The sequence below is a fragment of the Cerasibacillus sp. genome (assembly GCF_036516575.1).
Taxonomy (GTDB): Bacteria; Bacillota; Bacilli; order Bacillales; family Amphibacillaceae; genus Cerasibacillus.
On record NZ_DATBTY010000069.1, the window covers coordinates 1 to 18,942 of the forward strand.

The 18,942-nt window shown below is 38.3% G+C and carries 19 protein-coding genes; 18 read left to right on the plus strand and 1 reads right to left on the minus strand.

Annotated elements, in window-relative coordinates; translation table 11 throughout:
- The 18 genes from VIG73_RS11840 to VIG73_RS11925 form a co-directional block, all read left to right on the plus strand.
- Positions 1-351: hypothetical protein (locus VIG73_RS11840; RefSeq protein WP_331642234.1), on the plus strand; the 351-nt coding region annotated here is incomplete at its 5' end.
- A gap of 168 nt (positions 352-519) precedes the next feature.
- A complete protein-coding gene (locus tag VIG73_RS11845) occupies positions 520-2,673 on the plus strand; it encodes a helix-turn-helix domain-containing protein (protein WP_331642236.1) in 2,154 nt (717 codons plus the stop codon).
- A gap of 179 nt (positions 2,674-2,852) precedes the next feature.
- Positions 2,853-3,725, plus strand: coding sequence for a branched-chain amino acid ABC transporter permease (locus VIG73_RS11850; RefSeq protein WP_331642238.1), 873 nt, complete (start codon positions 2,853-2,855; stop codon positions 3,723-3,725).
- Positions 3,726-3,746: 21 nt separating this feature from the next.
- Positions 3,747-4,784 (plus strand): branched-chain amino acid ABC transporter permease, encoded by a 1,038-nt coding sequence (locus VIG73_RS11855; RefSeq protein ID WP_331642240.1) that lies wholly within the window; start codon positions 3,747-3,749, stop codon positions 4,782-4,784.
- Entirely contained in the window at positions 4,785-5,582 is a 798-nt protein-coding gene (locus tag VIG73_RS11860) for an ABC transporter ATP-binding protein (RefSeq protein ID WP_331642243.1), read from the plus strand.
- A complete protein-coding gene (locus tag VIG73_RS11865) occupies positions 5,554-6,276 on the plus strand; it encodes an ABC transporter ATP-binding protein (RefSeq protein WP_331642271.1) in 723 nt (240 codons plus the stop codon). Before VIG73_RS11860 ends, VIG73_RS11865 begins: the two co-directional genes overlap by 29 nt.
- Before the next feature lie 15 nt (positions 6,277-6,291).
- Entirely contained in the window at positions 6,292-7,458 is a 1,167-nt protein-coding gene (locus VIG73_RS11870) for an ABC transporter substrate-binding protein (protein WP_331642245.1), read from the plus strand.
- 4 nt (positions 7,459-7,462) lie between these two features.
- Entirely contained in the window at positions 7,463-7,879 is a 417-nt protein-coding gene (locus VIG73_RS11875; RefSeq protein WP_331642247.1) for an acyl-CoA thioesterase, read from the plus strand.
- A complete protein-coding gene (locus VIG73_RS11880; RefSeq protein ID WP_331642249.1) occupies positions 7,876-9,099 on the plus strand; it encodes an NAD(P)/FAD-dependent oxidoreductase in 1,224 nt (407 codons plus the stop codon). The genes VIG73_RS11875 and VIG73_RS11880 overlap by 4 nt, the downstream gene beginning before the upstream one ends.
- A 16-nt stretch (positions 9,100-9,115) precedes the next feature.
- A complete protein-coding gene (locus VIG73_RS11885; protein ID WP_331642251.1) occupies positions 9,116-9,643 on the plus strand; it encodes a hypothetical protein in 528 nt (175 codons plus the stop codon).
- Between the two features lie 227 nt (positions 9,644-9,870).
- Positions 9,871-10,737 (plus strand): 3-hydroxyacyl-CoA dehydrogenase family protein, encoded by an 867-nt coding sequence (locus VIG73_RS11890; RefSeq protein ID WP_331642253.1) that lies wholly within the window; start codon positions 9,871-9,873, stop codon positions 10,735-10,737.
- Position 10,738: 1 nt separating this feature from the next.
- Positions 10,739-11,515, plus strand: a complete 777-nt coding sequence (locus VIG73_RS11895) for an enoyl-CoA hydratase/isomerase family protein (RefSeq protein WP_331642255.1) — start codon at positions 10,739-10,741, stop codon at positions 11,513-11,515.
- 55 nt (positions 11,516-11,570) lie between these two features.
- Positions 11,571-13,229 carry an acyl-CoA dehydrogenase family protein gene (locus VIG73_RS11900; protein WP_331642257.1) on the plus strand — a complete coding sequence of 553 codons (1,659 nt, stop codon included), beginning with the start codon at positions 11,571-11,573 and terminating at the stop codon, positions 13,227-13,229.
- A gap of 13 nt (positions 13,230-13,242) precedes the next feature.
- Complete coding sequence (locus VIG73_RS11905) at positions 13,243-14,421, plus strand: acetyl-CoA C-acetyltransferase (protein ID WP_331642259.1); 1,179 nt, start codon at positions 13,243-13,245, stop codon at positions 14,419-14,421.
- Between the two features lie 23 nt (positions 14,422-14,444).
- The gene (locus VIG73_RS11910; protein ID WP_331642261.1) at positions 14,445-15,986 is read left to right on the plus strand and encodes a class I adenylate-forming enzyme family protein; all 1,542 of its coding nucleotides are present in this window, start codon (positions 14,445-14,447) and stop codon (positions 15,984-15,986) included.
- Between the two features lie 11 nt (positions 15,987-15,997).
- Positions 15,998-16,489 carry a DinB family protein gene (locus VIG73_RS11915; protein ID WP_331642263.1) on the plus strand — a complete coding sequence of 164 codons (492 nt, stop codon included), beginning with the start codon at positions 15,998-16,000 and terminating at the stop codon, positions 16,487-16,489.
- Between the two features lie 20 nt (positions 16,490-16,509).
- A complete protein-coding gene (locus VIG73_RS11920; protein ID WP_331642265.1) occupies positions 16,510-17,439 on the plus strand; it encodes a fumarylacetoacetate hydrolase family protein in 930 nt (309 codons plus the stop codon).
- Positions 17,440-17,452: 13 nt separating this feature from the next.
- Positions 17,453-18,574 carry a cupin domain-containing protein gene (locus VIG73_RS11925; protein ID WP_331642267.1) on the plus strand — a complete coding sequence of 374 codons (1,122 nt, stop codon included), beginning with the start codon at positions 17,453-17,455 and terminating at the stop codon, positions 18,572-18,574.
- A gap of 94 nt (positions 18,575-18,668) precedes the next feature.
- Here VIG73_RS11925 and VIG73_RS11930 read toward each other — a convergent pair whose 3' ends face one another.
- Positions 18,669-18,845 carry a hypothetical protein gene (locus VIG73_RS11930; protein ID WP_331642269.1) on the minus strand — a complete coding sequence of 59 codons (177 nt, stop codon included), beginning with the start codon at positions 18,843-18,845 and terminating at the stop codon, positions 18,669-18,671.
- Positions 18,846-18,942: the final 97 nt, after the last annotated feature.

Consider the following 18,942-nt stretch of genomic DNA (forward strand, 5'->3'; position numbering starts at 1 on the left):
GTCAAAGAACATTATGTCTATATTTTACCAAATTCTTTGGCTAAAGCCAACCGAAATTCATCTCCCACCTACTCATTGGTGCTATTCGCACCTTCACACTCCTTGAGGATGGGAGACTTCTTTCGGAAAGTCGTTAAAAAAGAGCATATTCGCGACATCTCTCAATATCATAAACAACAAAGCCTTTTGAATCTGTCACTGGGAATTGTCTTTTTACTCGTCCCATTGTCGATTTATGCCGTTGAAATGTACTCTATTTCTCCTCAATGGTTGTACGGTTGGCTCATCGTATTGGCGATTCTTATGTTCTTGAATATTCGCAGTGTGCGAAATAATCGAAAAGAATATTGAAGTGGTGAAACTGATCTAAACCTTTCCTTCTAATTTATAGGGAAAGGTTTTTTATTTTAGTTTAAATTTATACCTTTTAGAAAATTGTACAACGTTAGTAAAAGTTTGATATATTTAACAAACGATAAGAGAAACATTAGGGGATATAAGGAGAAATGAGGGGTGTACATGAAAGAGAACAACATTAAAATTGTCAAGCGACTTGAAAAACAGTTGCGGACAAAGTCTAGAGAGCTTTTGCAATTAAATACAGAAGAAGAAACGTTACACTATTTAGTTGAATCATTTAAAGAAACGATTAATTGTGAATTTGTTGGCATCATATTAAAGAGCAATCAACATTTTGAACCGCGTATTTGGGGTGGAGAACATGAGGAAATTATTCATAGTTTTCCTTTACGTGTAGAACAATGTTCCGAATATTTAATGAAAACGAGTATGTACAAAAATGAGTATGATAGCGCTAAAACATGTGCGCTTCATGCAACGATGCAAAGGGCAAATATGAATATGTGGTTTACTGTACCACTCGTTCATCAAGACAAAAAATATGGATTTTGTTTAATTGGTTACGAACAAAATTTAGAACTTTTACCGATGGAACATATCTTTAATGAATTTGGTAAAGATGTTGCAATTGCGATCACGTTAATTCGTTCTAAAAAGAAAGAAATTGGATTTACACGTGGACTGACTTGGATGGCGAATCAATTATCACCTGAAAACTCGGTATCTGCAATGATAAGTGATTTAACAGCACAAGCAGCAAATGTTACACAATCTGACTTTGCTGCGATTTATTTATATCATGAAGAAACTCAAACGTATGACTTACATCCATCTATGTACGGGGATATTCAAATCGCGACTAGCATTCATAAAGATGAAGTTGTGCATAAACAAAAGCCGTTTCAAATGTTCGTCCCTATTCAGGTGAATCAACAAACTTTAGGAATTTTATTACTGGATCGTTCTAGTAGAAAATTACCTTATGCTGAAGAAGAACATCGTTTAACTCATTTGTTAGGTAACTATTTTGCGATGCTTATCCAACATGCTTTTTACGTTCGTCAAGAGAGAGAACAGAAAGAACGTTTGAAAAAAATATTGTACTATCAACAAAAACTTGTGAAAGAAACGATTGTAAATGATGATTTTGAAAGTATTACTCAAATGGTATTTGATATTTATCGAAGACCTGTGCTAGTATTTGACCGTTTTTTTCGAATACTTTCCGCTCATGGTTTGGAGAACGAAGAAGAATTACATCACATTATTGAACAACTAAAAACGATGCCAATGGCTCGAAACGTTTTCCAAGTACATCTTAAAGGAAGTCAAATTTTTTCCATATGGCCAATCCATGGTGTGCGAGACTTATTAGGATATTTAGCGATAGGTGTGAACGAGCAACTTTTTGATGAGTTTGACTTAGTAACGGTCGAAGTTGCGACAAATATTAGTTCCATTCAATTTATAAAAAAGAAGCTTGCGTTCGATACGAATGAACAAATGAAAGATACATTTTTAGCGAAATTGTTTACGAATCCTGTTGAAGAAAGGGAATATTTAATTCAATACGCAAGCTTGTTCCAATGGGACATCTTTTCTGAGCATCGGATTGTGGATATTGCAATTACATTACCTACGAGGTATAACAAAGATTTACGCTCTCTGCAAGCGGAAAAAATGTATGTGTGGGAACAATTGAATACAGAGCTCTCTCAATATTATCCTGACATTTTGATGTCTGCGTATAATGATCAATTTCTTTTCGTGATTCCAACGAAGTATGAAGAACATTATCAATATTGGGAGAACTTACACAATAAATGTATGAAGGTCGTTCGAAATTTAAAAAGAGATATCGGCATTCATTTTGGAATCGGGCAAGCTGTTCAAGATATTTCTGATTACACGATTAGTTATCAACAAGCGACAGAAGCTTTAAATGTTTTGATGACCCGATTTGTAACAAAACCATATTTATTTTTTGAAAAATTAGGTTCTTATACAATATTGCATCATTTAGATCAGCGAATGAGCCAAATGTTTGTGAACGAACAATTAAACAACTTATTTGAGGAGCAAAGTGGAAAGAAGAACGAGTTATGGAAAACATTGAAAGCATTTCTTATGAATAACGGGAATGTAAAGGGGACAGCTGAACAGTTATACATTCATCGCAGTACAATCATTTATCGTTTAAATAAAATTGAAGAGTTGTTAGATAAAGATTTAAATGATGCAGATGTTCGCTTTGATTTAATGATGGCAATGAAACTGTTAGAGATGTGCGGGGAAGAATGGAATAGAGAGTGAGTGAAAAACAGTAACGATTTCAAAGTTACTGTTTTTTGTTTTGCACATAATGTCGGAAGAAAGGGACTGAATTTCCTACATTATGTATATAGGAACGTGAAGGTATGCGTCATATAATGAGAACAATCAATCGTAGGCCTTTTCAATATTGGAAGCGTTTACAACAAGGGGGTTGGAAGATGGATTTGTTCATGCAATACTTAATCACCGGTTTAACAATTGGAAGTGTATATGCTTTATTGGCTGTAGGATTTGTTACGATTTATAACGTAACAGGCGTGCTTAACTTAGCGCAAGGAGAGTTTGCGATGTTAGGAGCATTGGTCAGTGTTACTTTCGTGCAAGTTGGGTTATCGATTTACATTTCAATTCCGTTAGCTATTGTTTGTGTAGCATTAATAGGTTTTTTTGTAGAACGACTAGCGATTAATCCAGTGAAGGGCGCAAAGCCAGGAATTTTAATCGTCATTACGTTAGGTGTGTCGATCTTTTTGAAAGGAGTCGCTTTACTCATTTGGGGAACGGCACCAAAGTCGTTACCACCATTGTTTGAAAATAAGCCGATTCAATTATTAGGAGCAGTTGTCAATACTCAAAGTCTTTGGATTTTTTTAATTTTAGTTATTCATCTCGTCGCACTGTATTGGTTCTTCGATAAAACGTTTTTAGGTTCTGCGTTAAGAGCGAGTGAACGTAATGCTCATGCGGCAAGTTTAATGGGGATTAACGTTAAAAATATGTCAGCGATTGCTTTCTCGATTGCAGCAGCATTAGGAGCGTTAGCTGGAGCGATGATTGCGCCATTGACAGATGCTACGTACGATATGGGATTTTTTATTGGAATTAAAGGCTTTGTCGCGATGGTATTTGGAGGTATGCATAGTATTCAAGGAGCAGTCGCAGGAGGTTTGTTACTCGGCATGATTGAAGCATTTTCTGGGGGATATGTTTCAACGTATTACACAGATGCAATCGCCTTCGGATTTTTACTTTTTGTTCTATTTATTCGACCGCAAGGACTGTTTACAAAAGCGGACGGTACACGTGTTTAACAGTTAAAGGGGGAAATGCTCTTGAGAAATGCATCACAAGTTTTGTATCCAGGACGTGGGAAAGGATTAGTTATTTTTATTATATTAATAGCTCTTTTGCCACTCGTTGTCACGACTCAATATATATTTACATTACTCATATTGTTAGGAATCTATTCAATTATCACGATTGGTTTAAGTTTATTAATCGGCTATGCAGGTCAAATTTCAATTGGGCATGCAGCGTTTTATGGAATTGGAGCTTATATGAGTGCTATTTTAACAACGAAATTTGAAATATCTGCTTGGTTCGCCATTCTTTTAGGAATGGGAATGACATTTCTTCTCGCTTATTTCGTCGGGGTACGTGTTTTGAAATTAAAGGGTCACATATTAGCATTAGCGACGATTGCGATTAATATTATCGTTTATACGATATTAAATGGTTGGACAGCGATGACAGGTGGAGCTTTAGGACTCGGTGGAATTCCGAAGTTAAATTTATTAGGCATTGATTTAGGTAATCAATTGAACTTTTACTATTTTGTGTGGACGATCGTCGTTTTCATCATTATCTTTTCAAGTAATATCATTCGCTCGAACGTAGGAAGGATTTTGAGAAGTATTCATGATAGTGAAACGGGAGTTACGGCACTAGGAGTTCAAGTATCCAAATATAAAGTGTTAATTTTTGCGATTAGTGCAACGTATGCCTCATTAGCGGGAAGTTTATATGCGCATTACATTCAATTTATTTCACCTGCTACATTCAACGTTTCTTTTTCAATTTTACTTTTAGTCATGGTGATGGTAGGTGGGGTTCATTCCATTTGGGGAGCCATGATTGGAACGGTCGCCATTACGTTTTTGAATGAAGGGATTCGCTATGTGAGTCACAATTATTTACACGTAAGTGGTGAAGTGGAGATTATTGTATATGGCTTTATTATTGTCGTCATGATGATTTTCATGCCAAATGGCATTGTCTCTTTATTCGATCGATTTCAAAAAAGAAAAAATGAACATGAATCGGACTCAGGTCTCGATTTAAAACCAGTGGATGCCAAAGGGGGCGTTTAAATGACTGAACCTATATTGCAAGTTGAACATTTAACGAAGCGTTTTGGTGGAGTGACAGCGGTAGAGGATGTCAGTTTTGAAGTCTTTCCAGGAGAAATTGTCGCGGTTATCGGTCCGAATGGTGCAGGTAAAACAACTTTATTTAATATGATTACTTGCTTTACTCCACCGACGGAAGGGATTGTTAAGTTGAATGGTCAAAACATTACAGACAAAAAAATATTTGAACTAGCACCTCTTGGAATGATGAGAACTTTTCAAAATTTAGAGGTTTTCGGGAGTATGACGGCGCTTGAAAACTTAATGACTGGAATTAGTGTCCAATTAAAAAATCGAGTGTTCGCTGCTGGATTGCGTTTGAAATCTGCGAGGAAAGAAGAACAATATGCCTATGAAAAAGCAATGGAATTGATTGAACTTACCGGGCTACAAGGATTGGAACATACTTTAGTTGAACAGATGAGTTACGGACAACAAAAGAAAGTAGAGTTTGCTCAAACGATCATTTCAAATCCACAACTAGTTTTGTTAGATGAACCGATGGCAGGGCTCAATGAAGTGGAAACAGAAGCGATGGCGGATACCATTTTACAGATGAGAGATCGCGGGATGACCTTTTTATTTGTAGAGCATAAGATGGCTACGATTATGAGAATTGCGGATCGTATTGTCGTCCTAGATTTCGGGAAAAAAATCGCTGAAGGAATACCGGCTGAAATTCAAAAAAATGAAGATGTGATTCGAGCATATATCGGGGGGGATTTAGATGATGTTAAAAGTTCGGAATATTCGCACTAAAATAGGGCGCATTGAGATTTTAGACGACATTTCAATGGAAGTGAATGAAGGAGAACTTGTCTCGGTAATCGGAGCGAACGGCGCAGGTAAAAGTACATTGTTGAATACGATATCCGGAGTCTACACTCCTTACACTGGTGAAGTGACGCTATTTGAAGAGAACATTACGAAGCTTCCTCCTTATAAAACGATTCGAAAGGGAATAGCACTCGTGCCAGAAGGAAGACAAGTATTTCCCGGTCACACTGTTATTGAAAATTTAAAGTTAGGGTCCTATACAAAATATTATCGCAATATGAAACATGTTCATGAAAATATAGATAAAATGTTAGACTTTTTTCCGAATTTACAAAAGCACCAACATAATTTAGGAGGGAATTTGAGTGGCGGAGAGCAACAAATGTTAGCGATTGCAAGAGCGTTAATGAGCGATCCGAAAGTGATTTTATTAGATGAACCGTCTATGGGACTAGCACCTAAAATTGTCAATGAAATACTAAACAATTTACAACAAATTAAAAAAGAGTTTGGAACGATGATTGTGTTAGTCGAGCAAAATATTAATGCAGCATTGAAAGTATCTGATCGAGTATATGTTTTGGAAGAAGGCCAATTTGTTTTAGAAGGTACAAGTGAAGAAGTGGCTAACAATCCAAATGTAAAATCTGCATATTTAGGAATTGAAACAGCTTAAAGGAGGAATGTCATAATGAAAAATATGTTCAAAGTAAGTTTATTCGCTCTCTTATTGCTCGTCTTAGGTGCATGTAATTTAGATGATGAAAATACAGGGGGATCGGATTCATCGAGTGATGAAATTAAAATTGGAATCATCTTAGCTGAAACAGGTCCAGCTTCTACATTAGGAGAAGCTCAAGTGAACACAGTAAAATTGCTTCAAAAAGAAATTGATGAGCGAGGAGAAATCGGCGGAAAGAAAGTTAAATTAGTGAAGCATGATTATGAAACGGATGATACGAAAGCTGTTATTGCGATGGATAAATTAATTTCAGATGGTGCAGTTGCAGTCATTGGCGCTACACAGTCTGGTGCCTCGATGGCAATCTTGCCTAAAGCGTTAGAACAAAAAGTTCCGTTGTTCACACTCGCTCCAATTTCAACAGGCGGAGAGTATATTTACGGAATGGCGCATACACCAGAAGTCATTGCGATGCCAATCATCGAATATTTAGAGGAAAATGGTATTCAAAAAGTAGGGTGGATCAATGCTTCCGATGGCTTTGGTGTAACAGGATTACCAGCATTTGAAACGTTAGCGAAAGATAAAGGAATCGAAGTGGTCGCTCATGAAGAGTTCGATGCGTCAGCAACAGATATGACGATTCAATTATCAAAAATCAAAACAAAAAATCCTGAAGCAGTCATCGTTTGGTCACGCACCCCAGCAGCAGGTGTTGTAGCGAGGAACTTCCAATCTTTAGGTTTTGATATTCCGATGATTCAAAGTACAGCTGCAGCAAATAAAGGCTTTATTGAACAAGTAAAAGGAAACAGTAAAAATATTCACGTATTAGGAAGCAAAATGAATGTAGTTGAGCAGTTGCCAGATTCAGAAATGAAAACACAATTAAGTCATTTCAAAGAATCATATACAACAATGTTTGAAGGAAAAGAACCAGACTTATTCGCTGCTCACGTTTATGACGGAGTTCAATTAGTTTTACAGGCGATTGAAGAAGGACATTATTCGCGAGAAGAAATTCAAACGTATTTACAATCAGATATGGGTGATTTCTTAGGCGCAACAGGAACATTCAACTTCAAAAATGATCAAATGACACCAGATTATGATGGAATTACGATCATGGCGATTGAAGAAGGAGACTGGAAATATATTTCGAATGGAACGGAGTGACAAAATGGAATGTAAAAATCAATTTGTCGTACCGTTTGGAGATACTGATGCAGCACAAATTGTGTATTATCCAAACTATTATCGCTATATGGATCAAGCGACACATGACATGTTTAAACAAAATGATTTGTCTTTGAAAACTTTGCAAAATGAGAAACAAATTATCATTCCATTATTGGAAGCAACATGTAAATTTAAAACTTCTTTACAACATGAGGACATCGTAACCGTCCACTCCATGATTGAACGTGTCGAAGGAAAAGTATTTCACATTCGCCATGAATTTAAAAAAGAGGGTGACGTACTCGTCGCAATTGGACAAGAAGTGAGAGCTTGGGTTTCAATCGCACAAGCATCACCGAAAGCGATTGAAATTCCAGAAATGATAAAACGCAAAATGAAAGGAATGGATGAAAAATGAATAATGTAATCGATGTATTAGTTGTTGGGGCAGGACCGGTTGGAATGACAGCAGCTTTAGCAGCAAGAAAAGAAGGATTGTCATGTACAATCGTCGAAGCAGAACCACAAGATCGCGTTCGTGCAGGGAGCCGTGCGATTTATATTCATAAAGAAACATTAAAGTTATTAGAAGAAGTGAGTGAAGGGCTCGGTTTTCGCTTAGCACGAAATGGTGTTATTTGGCCCATTAAGCGCACATTATACCGCGGTAAAGAAGTTTATGTAAGAAACTATGGCATTACAAACAATAAAGATTCAAAACAGTTGCCCCACTTTACATCGCTTCATCAGCGTGAAATTGAGAAATATTTATATGAAGCTTGTGTAGAAGCTGGTGTATCTTTCATTTGGGGAGAGCCTGTTGAAAAGTTAGACATTCGCGAAGAGGGAGTTACAGTAACGAGTGAAAATGGAGAGTCATGGGAAGCGAAATATATTATCGGCGCAGATGGTGCACGTTCGAAGGTGCGAGAAGAAGCAGGCTTGAAACTCGAAGGGCCACGTACGAACGATACATTCTTAGTTGTCGATGTGAAAGATGATGACGAAGATCCAATGCCACTTGAACGTATTTTCCACTATCATCACCCAGCGATGGGCAAACGAAATGTAATGCTCGTTCCATTTAAAGGTGGCGTACGAGTTGACTTGCAACTGCTTCCAGATGATCGTTTGGAAGACTATGTATCAGAAGAAGCAGTGAAAGAATGGATTCCACTCGTTATGCCTGAAAAATATGCAGAGCGTATTACGTGGGTGTCAAGTTATCGATTCCACCAAGTCGTTGTTGATGAATTTACAGATGCACATCGTCGTATTATTCTTGCAGGAGAAGCAGCGCATTTATTCGCACCATTCGGAGCACGTGGTTTGAACTCAGGTGTACCTGATGCAGTCATCGCATTGCGTGGTATTCGCAAAGCTGAAAATAGTGAAACAAATGATGAGCGTCGTCGAGCGATTGAACAAGCAGCAACAGAACGGAGAATCGCAGCACTTTGGAATCGTGACGGTTCAACAACAGCATTGAACCACTTACAAGGAGCGTCAGAGGAGATGGAGATGAAACGCGAATTAGCAGCTTCCCTCGTATCCATCGTGCCGACATTAGGTCGATGGTTAGATGAAGGTCCATACGGTCCAAAATTCGGTCCGCCAGAATTGACGACGAAATATTAAGAGGGAGGGAACTAAGATGACAGAAACGATGGTAGTAGAGGTAGAAAACTTACAGAAATTCGTCACTCAAATGTTCGGAGAGCACAGTGGATCGAACATGGGAACGACAGATGCTGCAGTAGAACAGATGACACAATGGCTGAAGCAGTTTTCGAATGTTGAAGGACGTGTGGAATGTATAGCTCGAGAAGATCTTGAGCAAGTTGTAGCAACATTATCGTTTGATCAAAGCGAACTATGGCAAGCGATTTTCCCTTTACCAGAACAATGGGTACAACATTTTGCAACTCCAATTGAACAAGTGCATACATTGATAGACCCTTATTTACAAGAGGTGTATCAAGCGGCGTTTGATCAGTACATCCAATTGTTTGGAGCGACTTCATTAACGAAGTTTATGACTGTACAAACGATGGCGCTCATGGCTTATGTAGCAGCGAGCTATTTTGCAAATCAGCGAGCTTTTTATGAACCAATTGTACAATTGTATGAAGCGGGTCATATGATCATTGGAATCAAAGGGAATACATTATATGTAAGTTAAATGAATAGCGGGAAAGAGAGTACGTGGGATAAACATTCGTTCCAGTACTCTTTTTCATTTCAGTGACATAGCCAGTACGATTTTTAAGTAAGGACTTTATTTTGAGAAAAAGCCAATCAACACAATGTAGTAAAAGTCATTTTATTTTCCGACAAACTGTAGATATAAAAGCGGTAAGAAAACGTTTACAATAAAGGTAGTTTAATAAGGAAGAGGGAGTGAAGGGAATGGAAATTCAAAAAGTAGGAGTTTTAGGAGCAGGAGCGATGGGGACTGGAATTGCGAACTTAGCAGCGATGCATGGTTTCGAAGTAGTCCTTTGTGATCTTCATGAGGAGGCTGTCCAAAAATCAATTTCTCGTATGGAACGATTCATGGACAAAAGCGTAACACGTGGCAAGATGACGGAAGAAGAAAAAGCGCAAACATTACAACGTATTCAACAAACGACAAATATGGAAGACTTTCAAGATGTTGATCTTGTCATCGAAGCAGTTTTGGAAGATTTGGATTTAAAGAAATCTGTATTCCAACAACTCGATGCGATTGTTCCAGAGTCTGCATTACTGACAACGAATACGTCATCGATGTCAATTACTGAAATTGCGACAGCTACGAAAAATCCGAGCCGTGTAGCTGGATTGCACTTCTTCAATCCAGCGCAAATTATGAAGCTCGTTGAAGTAATCCGAGGATTAGAAACATCTGATGAAACGATCACAAGTTTAAAGCAGTTTGCAGAGCGTGTGAAAAAAGAACATGTCGAAGTGAAAAAAGATGTTCCTGGATTTATCGTGAATCGTGTTATGATTCCTCATTTCATTGAATCGATTCGCTTATTAGAAGAAGGTGTAGCCAGTGCAGAAGATATTGATAAAGCAGTGAAATTCGGATTGAATTATCCGATGGGACCTTTCGAATTACAAGATTTTGCAGGAGTGGATATCGGATATCATGTTATGGAATATTTCAAAGAAGAATTCAATGATGCGCGCTTTGCTGCTCCATTATTGTTAAAACAAATGATTCGTGCAGGTCACCACGGGAGAAAAGCAGGCGTTGGTTTTTACGACTATCGTGAGGAGGACAAGTAAAATGAGTGAAGTAGTGAAAGTATCGATTGAAAAGGATATCGCTGTTGTGACAATTGATCGTCCACCAGTGAATCCTTTAAATAGTGAAGTGTTTTTAACACTCAGTCGCCAAATTGATGAGTTAGAAAGTAACGATGAAGTGCGTGTCATCATTTTAACAGGAGCGGGGGAGAAAGCTTTCGTTGCTGGAGCAGATATTCAAGAAATGGCGCATTTAGATATCGTCGGAATTAATAAGATGAACAAAGTGTCGCGCACACTCTTTACAAAAGTAGAACAATGTACGAAACCCGTCATCGCGGCAATTAACGGTTTAGCATTAGGGGGAGGATTTGAATTAGCGCTCGCTTGTGACTTCCGCGTAGCGAGCGAAAAAGCGAAATTTGCTTTCCCAGAGACAAGCCTAGGAATCATTCCTGGCGGTGGCGGAACACAACGCCTTCAAAAAATTGTCGGTCTAGGTGTTGCGAAAGAACTCGTTTTATTAGGCGATATGATCGATGCGCAAAAGGCGAGTGATTTAGGCTTATTACATCGTGTCGTTCCCCATGAGGAGACGATGAAAGAAGCAAATAAAATCGCAACGAAAATTGCGAAAACACCACCTGTTGCGATTCAAATGGCAAAACTTGCACTTAACGCAGCGAGTGATGTTGATACGCAATCTGGTTTGCTTATGGAAGCAATGTGTTTCGGTAACGCCTTTGCGACAGAAGATCGAGCGGAAGGACTCAATGCCTTTTTAGAAAAAAGAAAACCTCAGTTTAAAGGAAAATAAATAATAGAAGAAGGTTGCCCCTTCTTCTATTAAATTTCAATAAAGGAGGAAACAGATGAGCATATTATTTAAAAGTTCAGTACAAAACGATTCGATTTTCACACCAGAAGATTTTGACGAAACGACAGATATGATCGCTCGTACAGCCGAAATGTATGCGAAGGAAAAAGTATATCCTCGCTTGGAAGAACTGAATGACAAAAATTTCGACACTGTACGTGAGCTTATGGAAGAAGCGGGAAATTTAGGATTGATCGGTGCCGATATTCCAGAAGAATACGGCGGTCTCGATTTAGGAAAAGTAAATGGCGCTATCATTAGTGAAAAGCTTGCTTATGCTCATTCTTTTTCTATTACATTTGGTGGACAGACAGGGATCGGCGCATTGCCGATTGCTTATTTTGGAAACGATGAACAAAAAGAGCGTTATTTGCCAAGTATTTTATCCGGGGAGAACATTGCAGCGTATGCTTTAACAGAACCTTCTAGTGGAACGGACGCATTAAGTCTTCGTACGACAGCAACATTGAATGATGAAGGAACACATTATTTAATAAGTGGAGAAAAACAATGGATTACAAATGCGGGATTTGCAAATATTTTCATCGTATACGCTCGAGCACCTGAAGGAGTGACAGCCTTTATCGTAGAAGCAGATAGTGAAGGACTTTCAACGAGTCAAGAAGAAGAGAAGATGGGCTTAGAAGGATCATCGACTTGTTCTGTCATTTTAGATCAAGTGAAAGTTCCGAAAGAAAATGTCATTGGCCAATTAGGAAAAGGTCATTACATTGCTTTTAACGTATTAAATATCGGGCGCTTTAAAATTTCTGCAACTTCATTAGGAAGTGCGAAACGTTCATTAGAACTTGCTTTACAATATGGAAATGAACGAAAACAGTTCCAAAAAACATTGAATGAATTTGAATTAACACAGTATAAGATTGCAGCGATGGCAGCTCAAATTTTTGCAGTAGAAAGTGTTATTTACCGCATTGCAGGTGAAATGCAAGAGAGCTTTGAACAGATGGATTCGACTTCTAATTATGCGAAAGCGATCGCACCATACGCATCAAAATGTTCGTTGAGTAAAATTATCGCGACAGAAAGTTTAGATGCCATTGTTGATGAAGCTTTACAAATTCATGGTGGCTATGGATATATGAAAGAATATGAAATCGAAAATATTTACCGTGATGTTCGAATTAATCGGATTTTTGAAGGAACGAATGAAATTAATCGCATTATTTTAGCACAAGAGTGTATGAATGCAGAATACGAAAGTTTTCCTGTTTCAGAAGAAATGGATCAATCGTTATTGCGCGTAGTACGTGAAGTAGAAAAAGTCATCATTCAAACGATTCAACATTTTCAGAAAGAACAGCTCGTTGATATGAATAAATATCAAACGATTGCTCATTTCATCGCGAACTGTGCGACGCAGTTTTATGCGATAGAATCCGCAGTATTACGTACAGAAAAAGCAGATAAGTCCGGAAAAAACAGCTCATATATGTATGCGCTTACAAATTTATTTATTCAAAGAGCAATTACGAAGTTAGTAAGTGAATCTACTTATTTACTTAGCGAATGTAATAATGCCGAGCTTGTTACGAGTTGGATGAATTTATTATCGATTCATCGTATCCACTACTTAAGTTTACAACAGCTAGTAGCTGAGAAGCTGATTCAAATAGAAAACTATAGCATATAGGGAGGAAAGAACAGTGAATAAAGAAATTGTCATTGTGGAAGGAGCTCGAACTCCTTTTGCTAAAATATCAGGTTTATTTAAGGACATCAAGGCGACTGATTTAGGAGTCATTGCAGCGAAAGAAGCGATCCGTCGCTCTGGCATTGAGGCATCTGAAATCGATGAAGTTATTTTTGGAAACGTACAACAGTCCAGTCAAGAAGCACATATGTTAGCTCGTCACGTCGCGCTAAAAGCTGGTGCGAAAGAGAATACACCAGCATTAACGGTGAACCGTGTTTGTGGAACAGGAATTGAAGTGTTAATCCAAGCAGCAAAAAGCATTCAATTAGGAGATGCTGAAGTTGTGTTAGCAGGCGGTACAGAAAATATGAGTCAAGTACCCCATGTTATTCGTGGTATGCGCTGGGGATCCCCTCTAGGAAGTCCAGAAATTCAAGATTGGTTATGGGATGGATTATTAGATACAAATGTCGGTTGTACGATGGCAGTAACGGCTGAAAATTTGGCGAAACAATATCAATTAACACGAGAAGAAATTGATGCCCATGCATATTCCAGTCATGAACGTGCACGAAAGAATCGAGATAAGTTACGAGAGGAAATTGTTCCAGTTGAAGTGAAAACGAAAAAAGGGACAATTTTATTAGAAGAAGATCAACATGTTCGTGAGACGAGCATGGAACAATTAGCGAAGCTCCCAGCACGTTTTATCGAAGGGGGCGTTGTGACGCCAGGGAATGCGAGCGGTATGGTAGATGGTGCAGCGGCCGTTATCGTTACGACATTAGACTATGCGAAAAAACATCATCTTCGTCCGTTAGCGAAGCTCGTGTCATATGAAGTAGTAGGAGTTGATCCGACAATTATGGGGATTGGACCTGTACCTGCTATTCGAGGAGCTTTAAAGAAGGCGAACTTGACAATAGAGGATCTGGATTTAATTGAGATTAATGAAGCGTTTTCTGCTCAATATTTGGCTTGTCAAAAAGCATTAGGTTTTGATTTGGAAAAAGCGAATGTCAATGGGGGGGCAATCGCAATTGGACATCCATTGGCAACAAGTGGAACGCGTATTACGTATTCGATGATTTTAGAATTACATCGTAGACAAGCACGTTATGCCGTGTCATCTGCTTGTATCGGAGGAGGTCAAGGAATCGCATCGATTTGGGAAGCAATTTACGATTAATAAATGTTCAAGGGGTGATTCGTTTGCTTAACTACAATTCGGTATCCAATATTGGTGATTTATTACAAAGGCAAAGTGAGAAATATCCAAAGTTAGAAGCGCTTGTTGATTCGAAACATCGATTAACATATGCACAATTAGAAGAACAAGTTTCTCGATTATCTTCTTATCTTTATAAAGAGATGCATGTACGTAAAGGAGATCGAGTGGTCATTGCTATCGAGAATAGTGTGCAATATGTTATTGCATTTTATGCCACATTGAAGTTAGGGGCAATTGTAGTTCCTTTAAATCCATCGTATCAAGAGATTGAAAGTGAATATGTTTTAGTCAAAACAGAGCCAAAAGTTATCATTACGTCTAATCCTACAATGATGGAAAAAATAAAAGATTATAAAAAATTAAACTTATCAATAATGACTGTGGAAAAATCAAAATATTCATCAATTGAGGAAGCGCTTCGATATGTCGAACACTATAACGATGAGATCGAAGAAGTGAGTAAAGATGACTTAGGTGTCATTATGTTCACCTCAGGAACTACAGGACAGCCAAAAGGAGCGATGTTAACACAAGGAAACATATTATTTTCCGCTCATGCTGGTGCTACTGTTATGCAAGCGACAGAAGAAGATCGTTATTTAATTCCCAATCCATTATTTCATATTATGGGGGTAACGTTCACGTTACGCTCATTATGGACAGCTTCTAAAATTGTTTTGATGGAAAAATACTCCGTACGAGGGGCTTTGCAATTAATTGAAAAAGAACGAATTACAATTCATCCTGGAGTACCGACAATGTTTATTTTAGAATTGAATTCTGAACATTTTGATAAATACGATTTAAGCTCTCTTCGAACGGGAGAAATGGCTGCAGCTCCTTGTCCTGTCGAAATTGTCAAACGGATTCGAAAAGAAATGAATTGCAATATTTTAGTAGCATATGGTGCTACTGAAACGAGTGCAACATTAACAATTACAAGCTTTGAAGATAGTGACGAAATGCGAGCAGAAACTGTAGGAAGAGCAATTCCTGGAGTAGAGATTAAAGTAGTTAATGATTTTGGGAAACGATGTACAGTTGGAGAAGTTGGAGAGCTGCTTTGCCGAGGGCCTGGTGTGATGAAAGGCTATTATAAAATGCCAGAGGAAACGAAAGAGGCTTTTGATGAGTATGGATATTTCAAAACGGGCGATATGGCTATGATTGATGAAAATGGTTACGTTAAAATTGTCGGACGTAAAAAAGAAATGATCATTCGTGGTGGCTTTAATATTTACCCGAGAGAAATTGAAGAAATTTTACATGAGCATCCAGATGTAAAAGAAGCAGCGGTGATCGGAGTGCCTCATGAAATTTATAGTGAAATACCGATTGCTTGTATTTCGCTCGTTGAAGGTCGTTCAGTGAAGGAAGAAATCATTCTTGAATATTTAAAAGAGCGACTAGTGAAATATAAAGTCCCTGATCGCATTATTATATTTAGAGATTTACCAGTTACAGCTTCTGGTAAGATTAGCAAGTTAATGATTAAACAAAAGATTGAACAACAAATGATGTAAAGGAGAATAATATGAATCAATTTCAACGGTGGTTTAAACAGTACGAAGAAACGACGGCACATATTGTTCGCTTTTTACGAGATAAAGATGAAACGTTTTATTGGATAGCTCCTTCTCCCGAGAAGTGGTCAGTGATGCAAATTGTGTCCCACGTGACAGAAGCAATTCCATTTTGGCGTCAAGATATAGAAAGTTTATTGATCGAGCCAACAGGAAGGTGGGGACGCAATCATGAACATGTTCGTCGATTAGTTGCAGTTAATAAACAAGTAGTCAGTCAAAAGACTGTTGAAGAATTAATCTTCCAATTGCACGAAGAAGTGCAACATATAGAGGAGATGTTTCAAAAATTACAACCGAAACATTTAACGATTCAAGCACCGAGTTATAATGCGAATTTTGAAGGAAAAACAATTGCTTTTATCATTGAGCATTTAATCGTTGGTCATATTCAAAGTCATTATGAACAAATGGTTCGTCATTACGAAGAGGTTAAACGATGAGAAAGGTTTGGTGAAGGAAAATGAAATTAGTAACTTTCCAGTATGAAGAGAAGCAATCAATTGGAGCATATGTAGATGGAGATCGTGTCATCGATTTACACGCGTCTTATAAACAAATGTTGCACAATGAAGGGAAGACGAGAATCGAAGAGAAAGCTCAAGCGTATGTTCCGAGTACGATGGAAGATTTTTTACGCGGTGGCGAAGATTCAATGGAAGCAGCTCGCGGAGTAATCGATTATGTATTGAAAAATGCAGAAGGGACAGTTTATGAGCGAGAGCAGGTAAAGCTATTAGCACCACTCCACCAACCTGAAAAAATCATTTGTGTTGGACATAACTACCGAGAGCATATTTTAGAAATGGGACGTGAAATTCCAGAATATCCTGTCGTATTCGCGAAGTTTGCAAATACGATTATCGGTCCAGAAGATGACATTCCATTTTATCCAATTTCAGAACAATTAGACTACGAAGCGGAATTTGTTTTTGTTGTAGGAAAAGAAGCGAAAAATGTTAAAGAAGAAGATGCGTTCGATTATGTAGCAGGGTATTCAATTGCAAACGACGTGACTTATCGTGATATTCAACGTCGAACATTAGAGTGGCTCCAAGGGAAGAGTGTTGATGGCAGTGCACCAATCGGACCGTGGATTGTGACATCTGATGAATTACAAGATCCATCAGGATTGGCGGTAACATTAAAAGTGAATGGTGAAGTGCGCCAACAAACGAATACAAAAAATTTAGTATTTACAGTTCCGAAACTCGTAGCATTTTTATCGAATTTAATGACGTTGAAACCGGGCGATATCATTTTAACGGGTACCCCTGGAGGAGTCGGAGTAGCGATGGATCCACCGAGATTTTTAAAAGAAGGAGACGTCGTTACGATTGACATTGATCGAGTTGGAACACTTGAAAATAAGGTAAGTCCTGTAAAAGAGTGAAGGAGGATGCATAATGAGCAATAAAGGCGAAGACATTCAAAACTTTATGAAGAGTGATACAGTTAAAGATTTTACGCAAGATATTCAACAGTACAACTTGGGACCTCTTTGGGAAGCGATTCCAGAAATTATGAATAAAACACCGAAACCTCATGCGGAAGCTTATTTATGGTCAGGTGAATTGTTGAAAAAGAAATTGATGGAAGCATCAGAAATTTTCACACCGGAACGCGGTGGAGAACGCCGAGCAATCTACTTCCAAAATCCAGGACTAACGTATCGACAACCTTGGGGATGGGCTTCTACAACGCAAACATTGTACGCGGCGGTACAGTTACTATTACCGGGCGAAGAAGCGCCTTCTCATCGTCATACACAAAGTGCATTGCGTTTCATATCTGAGGGCAGTGGAGCATATACAATCGTACAAGGTGAGCGAGTGTATATGGAGGAAGGAGATTTCCTCATTACACCTAAAAACTTATGGCACGGTCATGCACATGATGGTGATGAGCCGATGATCTGGATGGACGCATTAGACATCCCGACGATTTATTCAATCGGTGGTACATTCTTTGAACCGTATGAAGAAGGGTTGCAGCAACCGAATGTACCGGATAACTTCTCGGAAAAACGTTATCAAGGTGGAATGGTCCGTCCTGTTGGTGACGCTCAATACGACGTCGCGCCATTAGCGAACTATAAATGGTCACGTACTGTTGATGCAATTGAAGGCTTAATGAACTTCGATCCAGATCCATATGAAGGATTTGCAGTAGAGTATATCAATCCATCGACTGGAAAGTCAGCAAATCCAACGATGGGTACTCGAATGCAATATTTACCACAAAGTTTATCGACAAAAGCACAAAGACATACACACTCCACAATTGTTCATGTGCATGAAGGCGAAGGGTATTCTGTCATTAATAGTGTTCGATTTAATTGGAAGAAGGGCGATTACTTCGTCATTCCAAACTGGGCTTGGTATGAACATCATGCGCTTCAAAACACTTATTTATTCTCAGTGAACGACATCCCGATTATGGATCGCTTTGAATTGGAGCGTCGGGAAGTGTTTGAAAGCAATGACGGTCATCAAAAGATTGAAACTGAATTTAAAGAAATACGTTAATTCCTCATCTAGTCATAACAAACTCCCTTATAAAAATTCCCTGATATAAAAATTAAACACCTTTTCGTTTTCCCCGACGAAAAGGTGTTTCTTTTTATTCATGTTTTTTCTTTTTCGGTTGGTCGTCACTATTTTTAGGAACGACACCGCGGGCATTGCCGTCTTTTGCGAACCCTTTTTTCGGTTCATACTTATCCGGATTCGTGCCATGTTGTTCTTTTCTGCGTTGTTTTTCTACAAGTTTTTGTTCAGGTTCTCTTTTCTCACTCATGCATCTTCACCTCACTTTAGTTAAATTGTTTTTAGAACAAATACTAGTACAATCAAAAGGGTGACTACTATGTAGATTCCCTATATTTGTTGAAAAA

Coding starts and splice junctions, on each gene's coding strand:
- VIG73_RS11845 (WP_331642236.1), top strand. CDS start 520: ATGAAAGAGAACAACATTAAAATTGTCAAGCGACTTGAAAAACAGTTG.
- VIG73_RS11850 (WP_331642238.1), top strand. CDS start 2,853: ATGGATTTGTTCATGCAATACTTAATCACCGGTTTAACAATTGGAAGT.
- VIG73_RS11860 (WP_331642243.1), top strand. CDS start 4,785: ATGACTGAACCTATATTGCAAGTTGAACATTTAACGAAGCGTTTTGGT.
- VIG73_RS11865 (WP_331642271.1), top strand. CDS start 5,554: ATGTTAAAAGTTCGGAATATTCGCACTAAAATAGGGCGCATTGAGATT.
- VIG73_RS11870 (WP_331642245.1), top strand. CDS start 6,292: ATGAAAAATATGTTCAAAGTAAGTTTATTCGCTCTCTTATTGCTCGTC.
- VIG73_RS11875 (WP_331642247.1), top strand. CDS start 7,463: ATGGAATGTAAAAATCAATTTGTCGTACCGTTTGGAGATACTGATGCA.
- VIG73_RS11880 (WP_331642249.1), top strand. CDS start 7,876: ATGAATAATGTAATCGATGTATTAGTTGTTGGGGCAGGACCGGTTGGA.
- VIG73_RS11885 (WP_331642251.1), top strand. CDS start 9,116: ATGACAGAAACGATGGTAGTAGAGGTAGAAAACTTACAGAAATTCGTC.
- VIG73_RS11890 (WP_331642253.1), top strand. CDS start 9,871: ATGGAAATTCAAAAAGTAGGAGTTTTAGGAGCAGGAGCGATGGGGACT.
- VIG73_RS11895 (WP_331642255.1), top strand. CDS start 10,739: ATGAGTGAAGTAGTGAAAGTATCGATTGAAAAGGATATCGCTGTTGTG.
- VIG73_RS11900 (WP_331642257.1), top strand. CDS start 11,571: ATGAGCATATTATTTAAAAGTTCAGTACAAAACGATTCGATTTTCACA.
- VIG73_RS11915 (WP_331642263.1), top strand. CDS start 15,998: ATGAATCAATTTCAACGGTGGTTTAAACAGTACGAAGAAACGACGGCA.
- VIG73_RS11920 (WP_331642265.1), top strand. CDS start 16,510: ATGAAATTAGTAACTTTCCAGTATGAAGAGAAGCAATCAATTGGAGCA.
- VIG73_RS11925 (WP_331642267.1), top strand. CDS start 17,453: ATGAGCAATAAAGGCGAAGACATTCAAAACTTTATGAAGAGTGATACA.
- VIG73_RS11930 (WP_331642269.1), bottom strand. CDS start 18,845: ATGAGTGAGAAAAGAGAACCTGAACAAAAACTTGTAGAAAAACAACGC.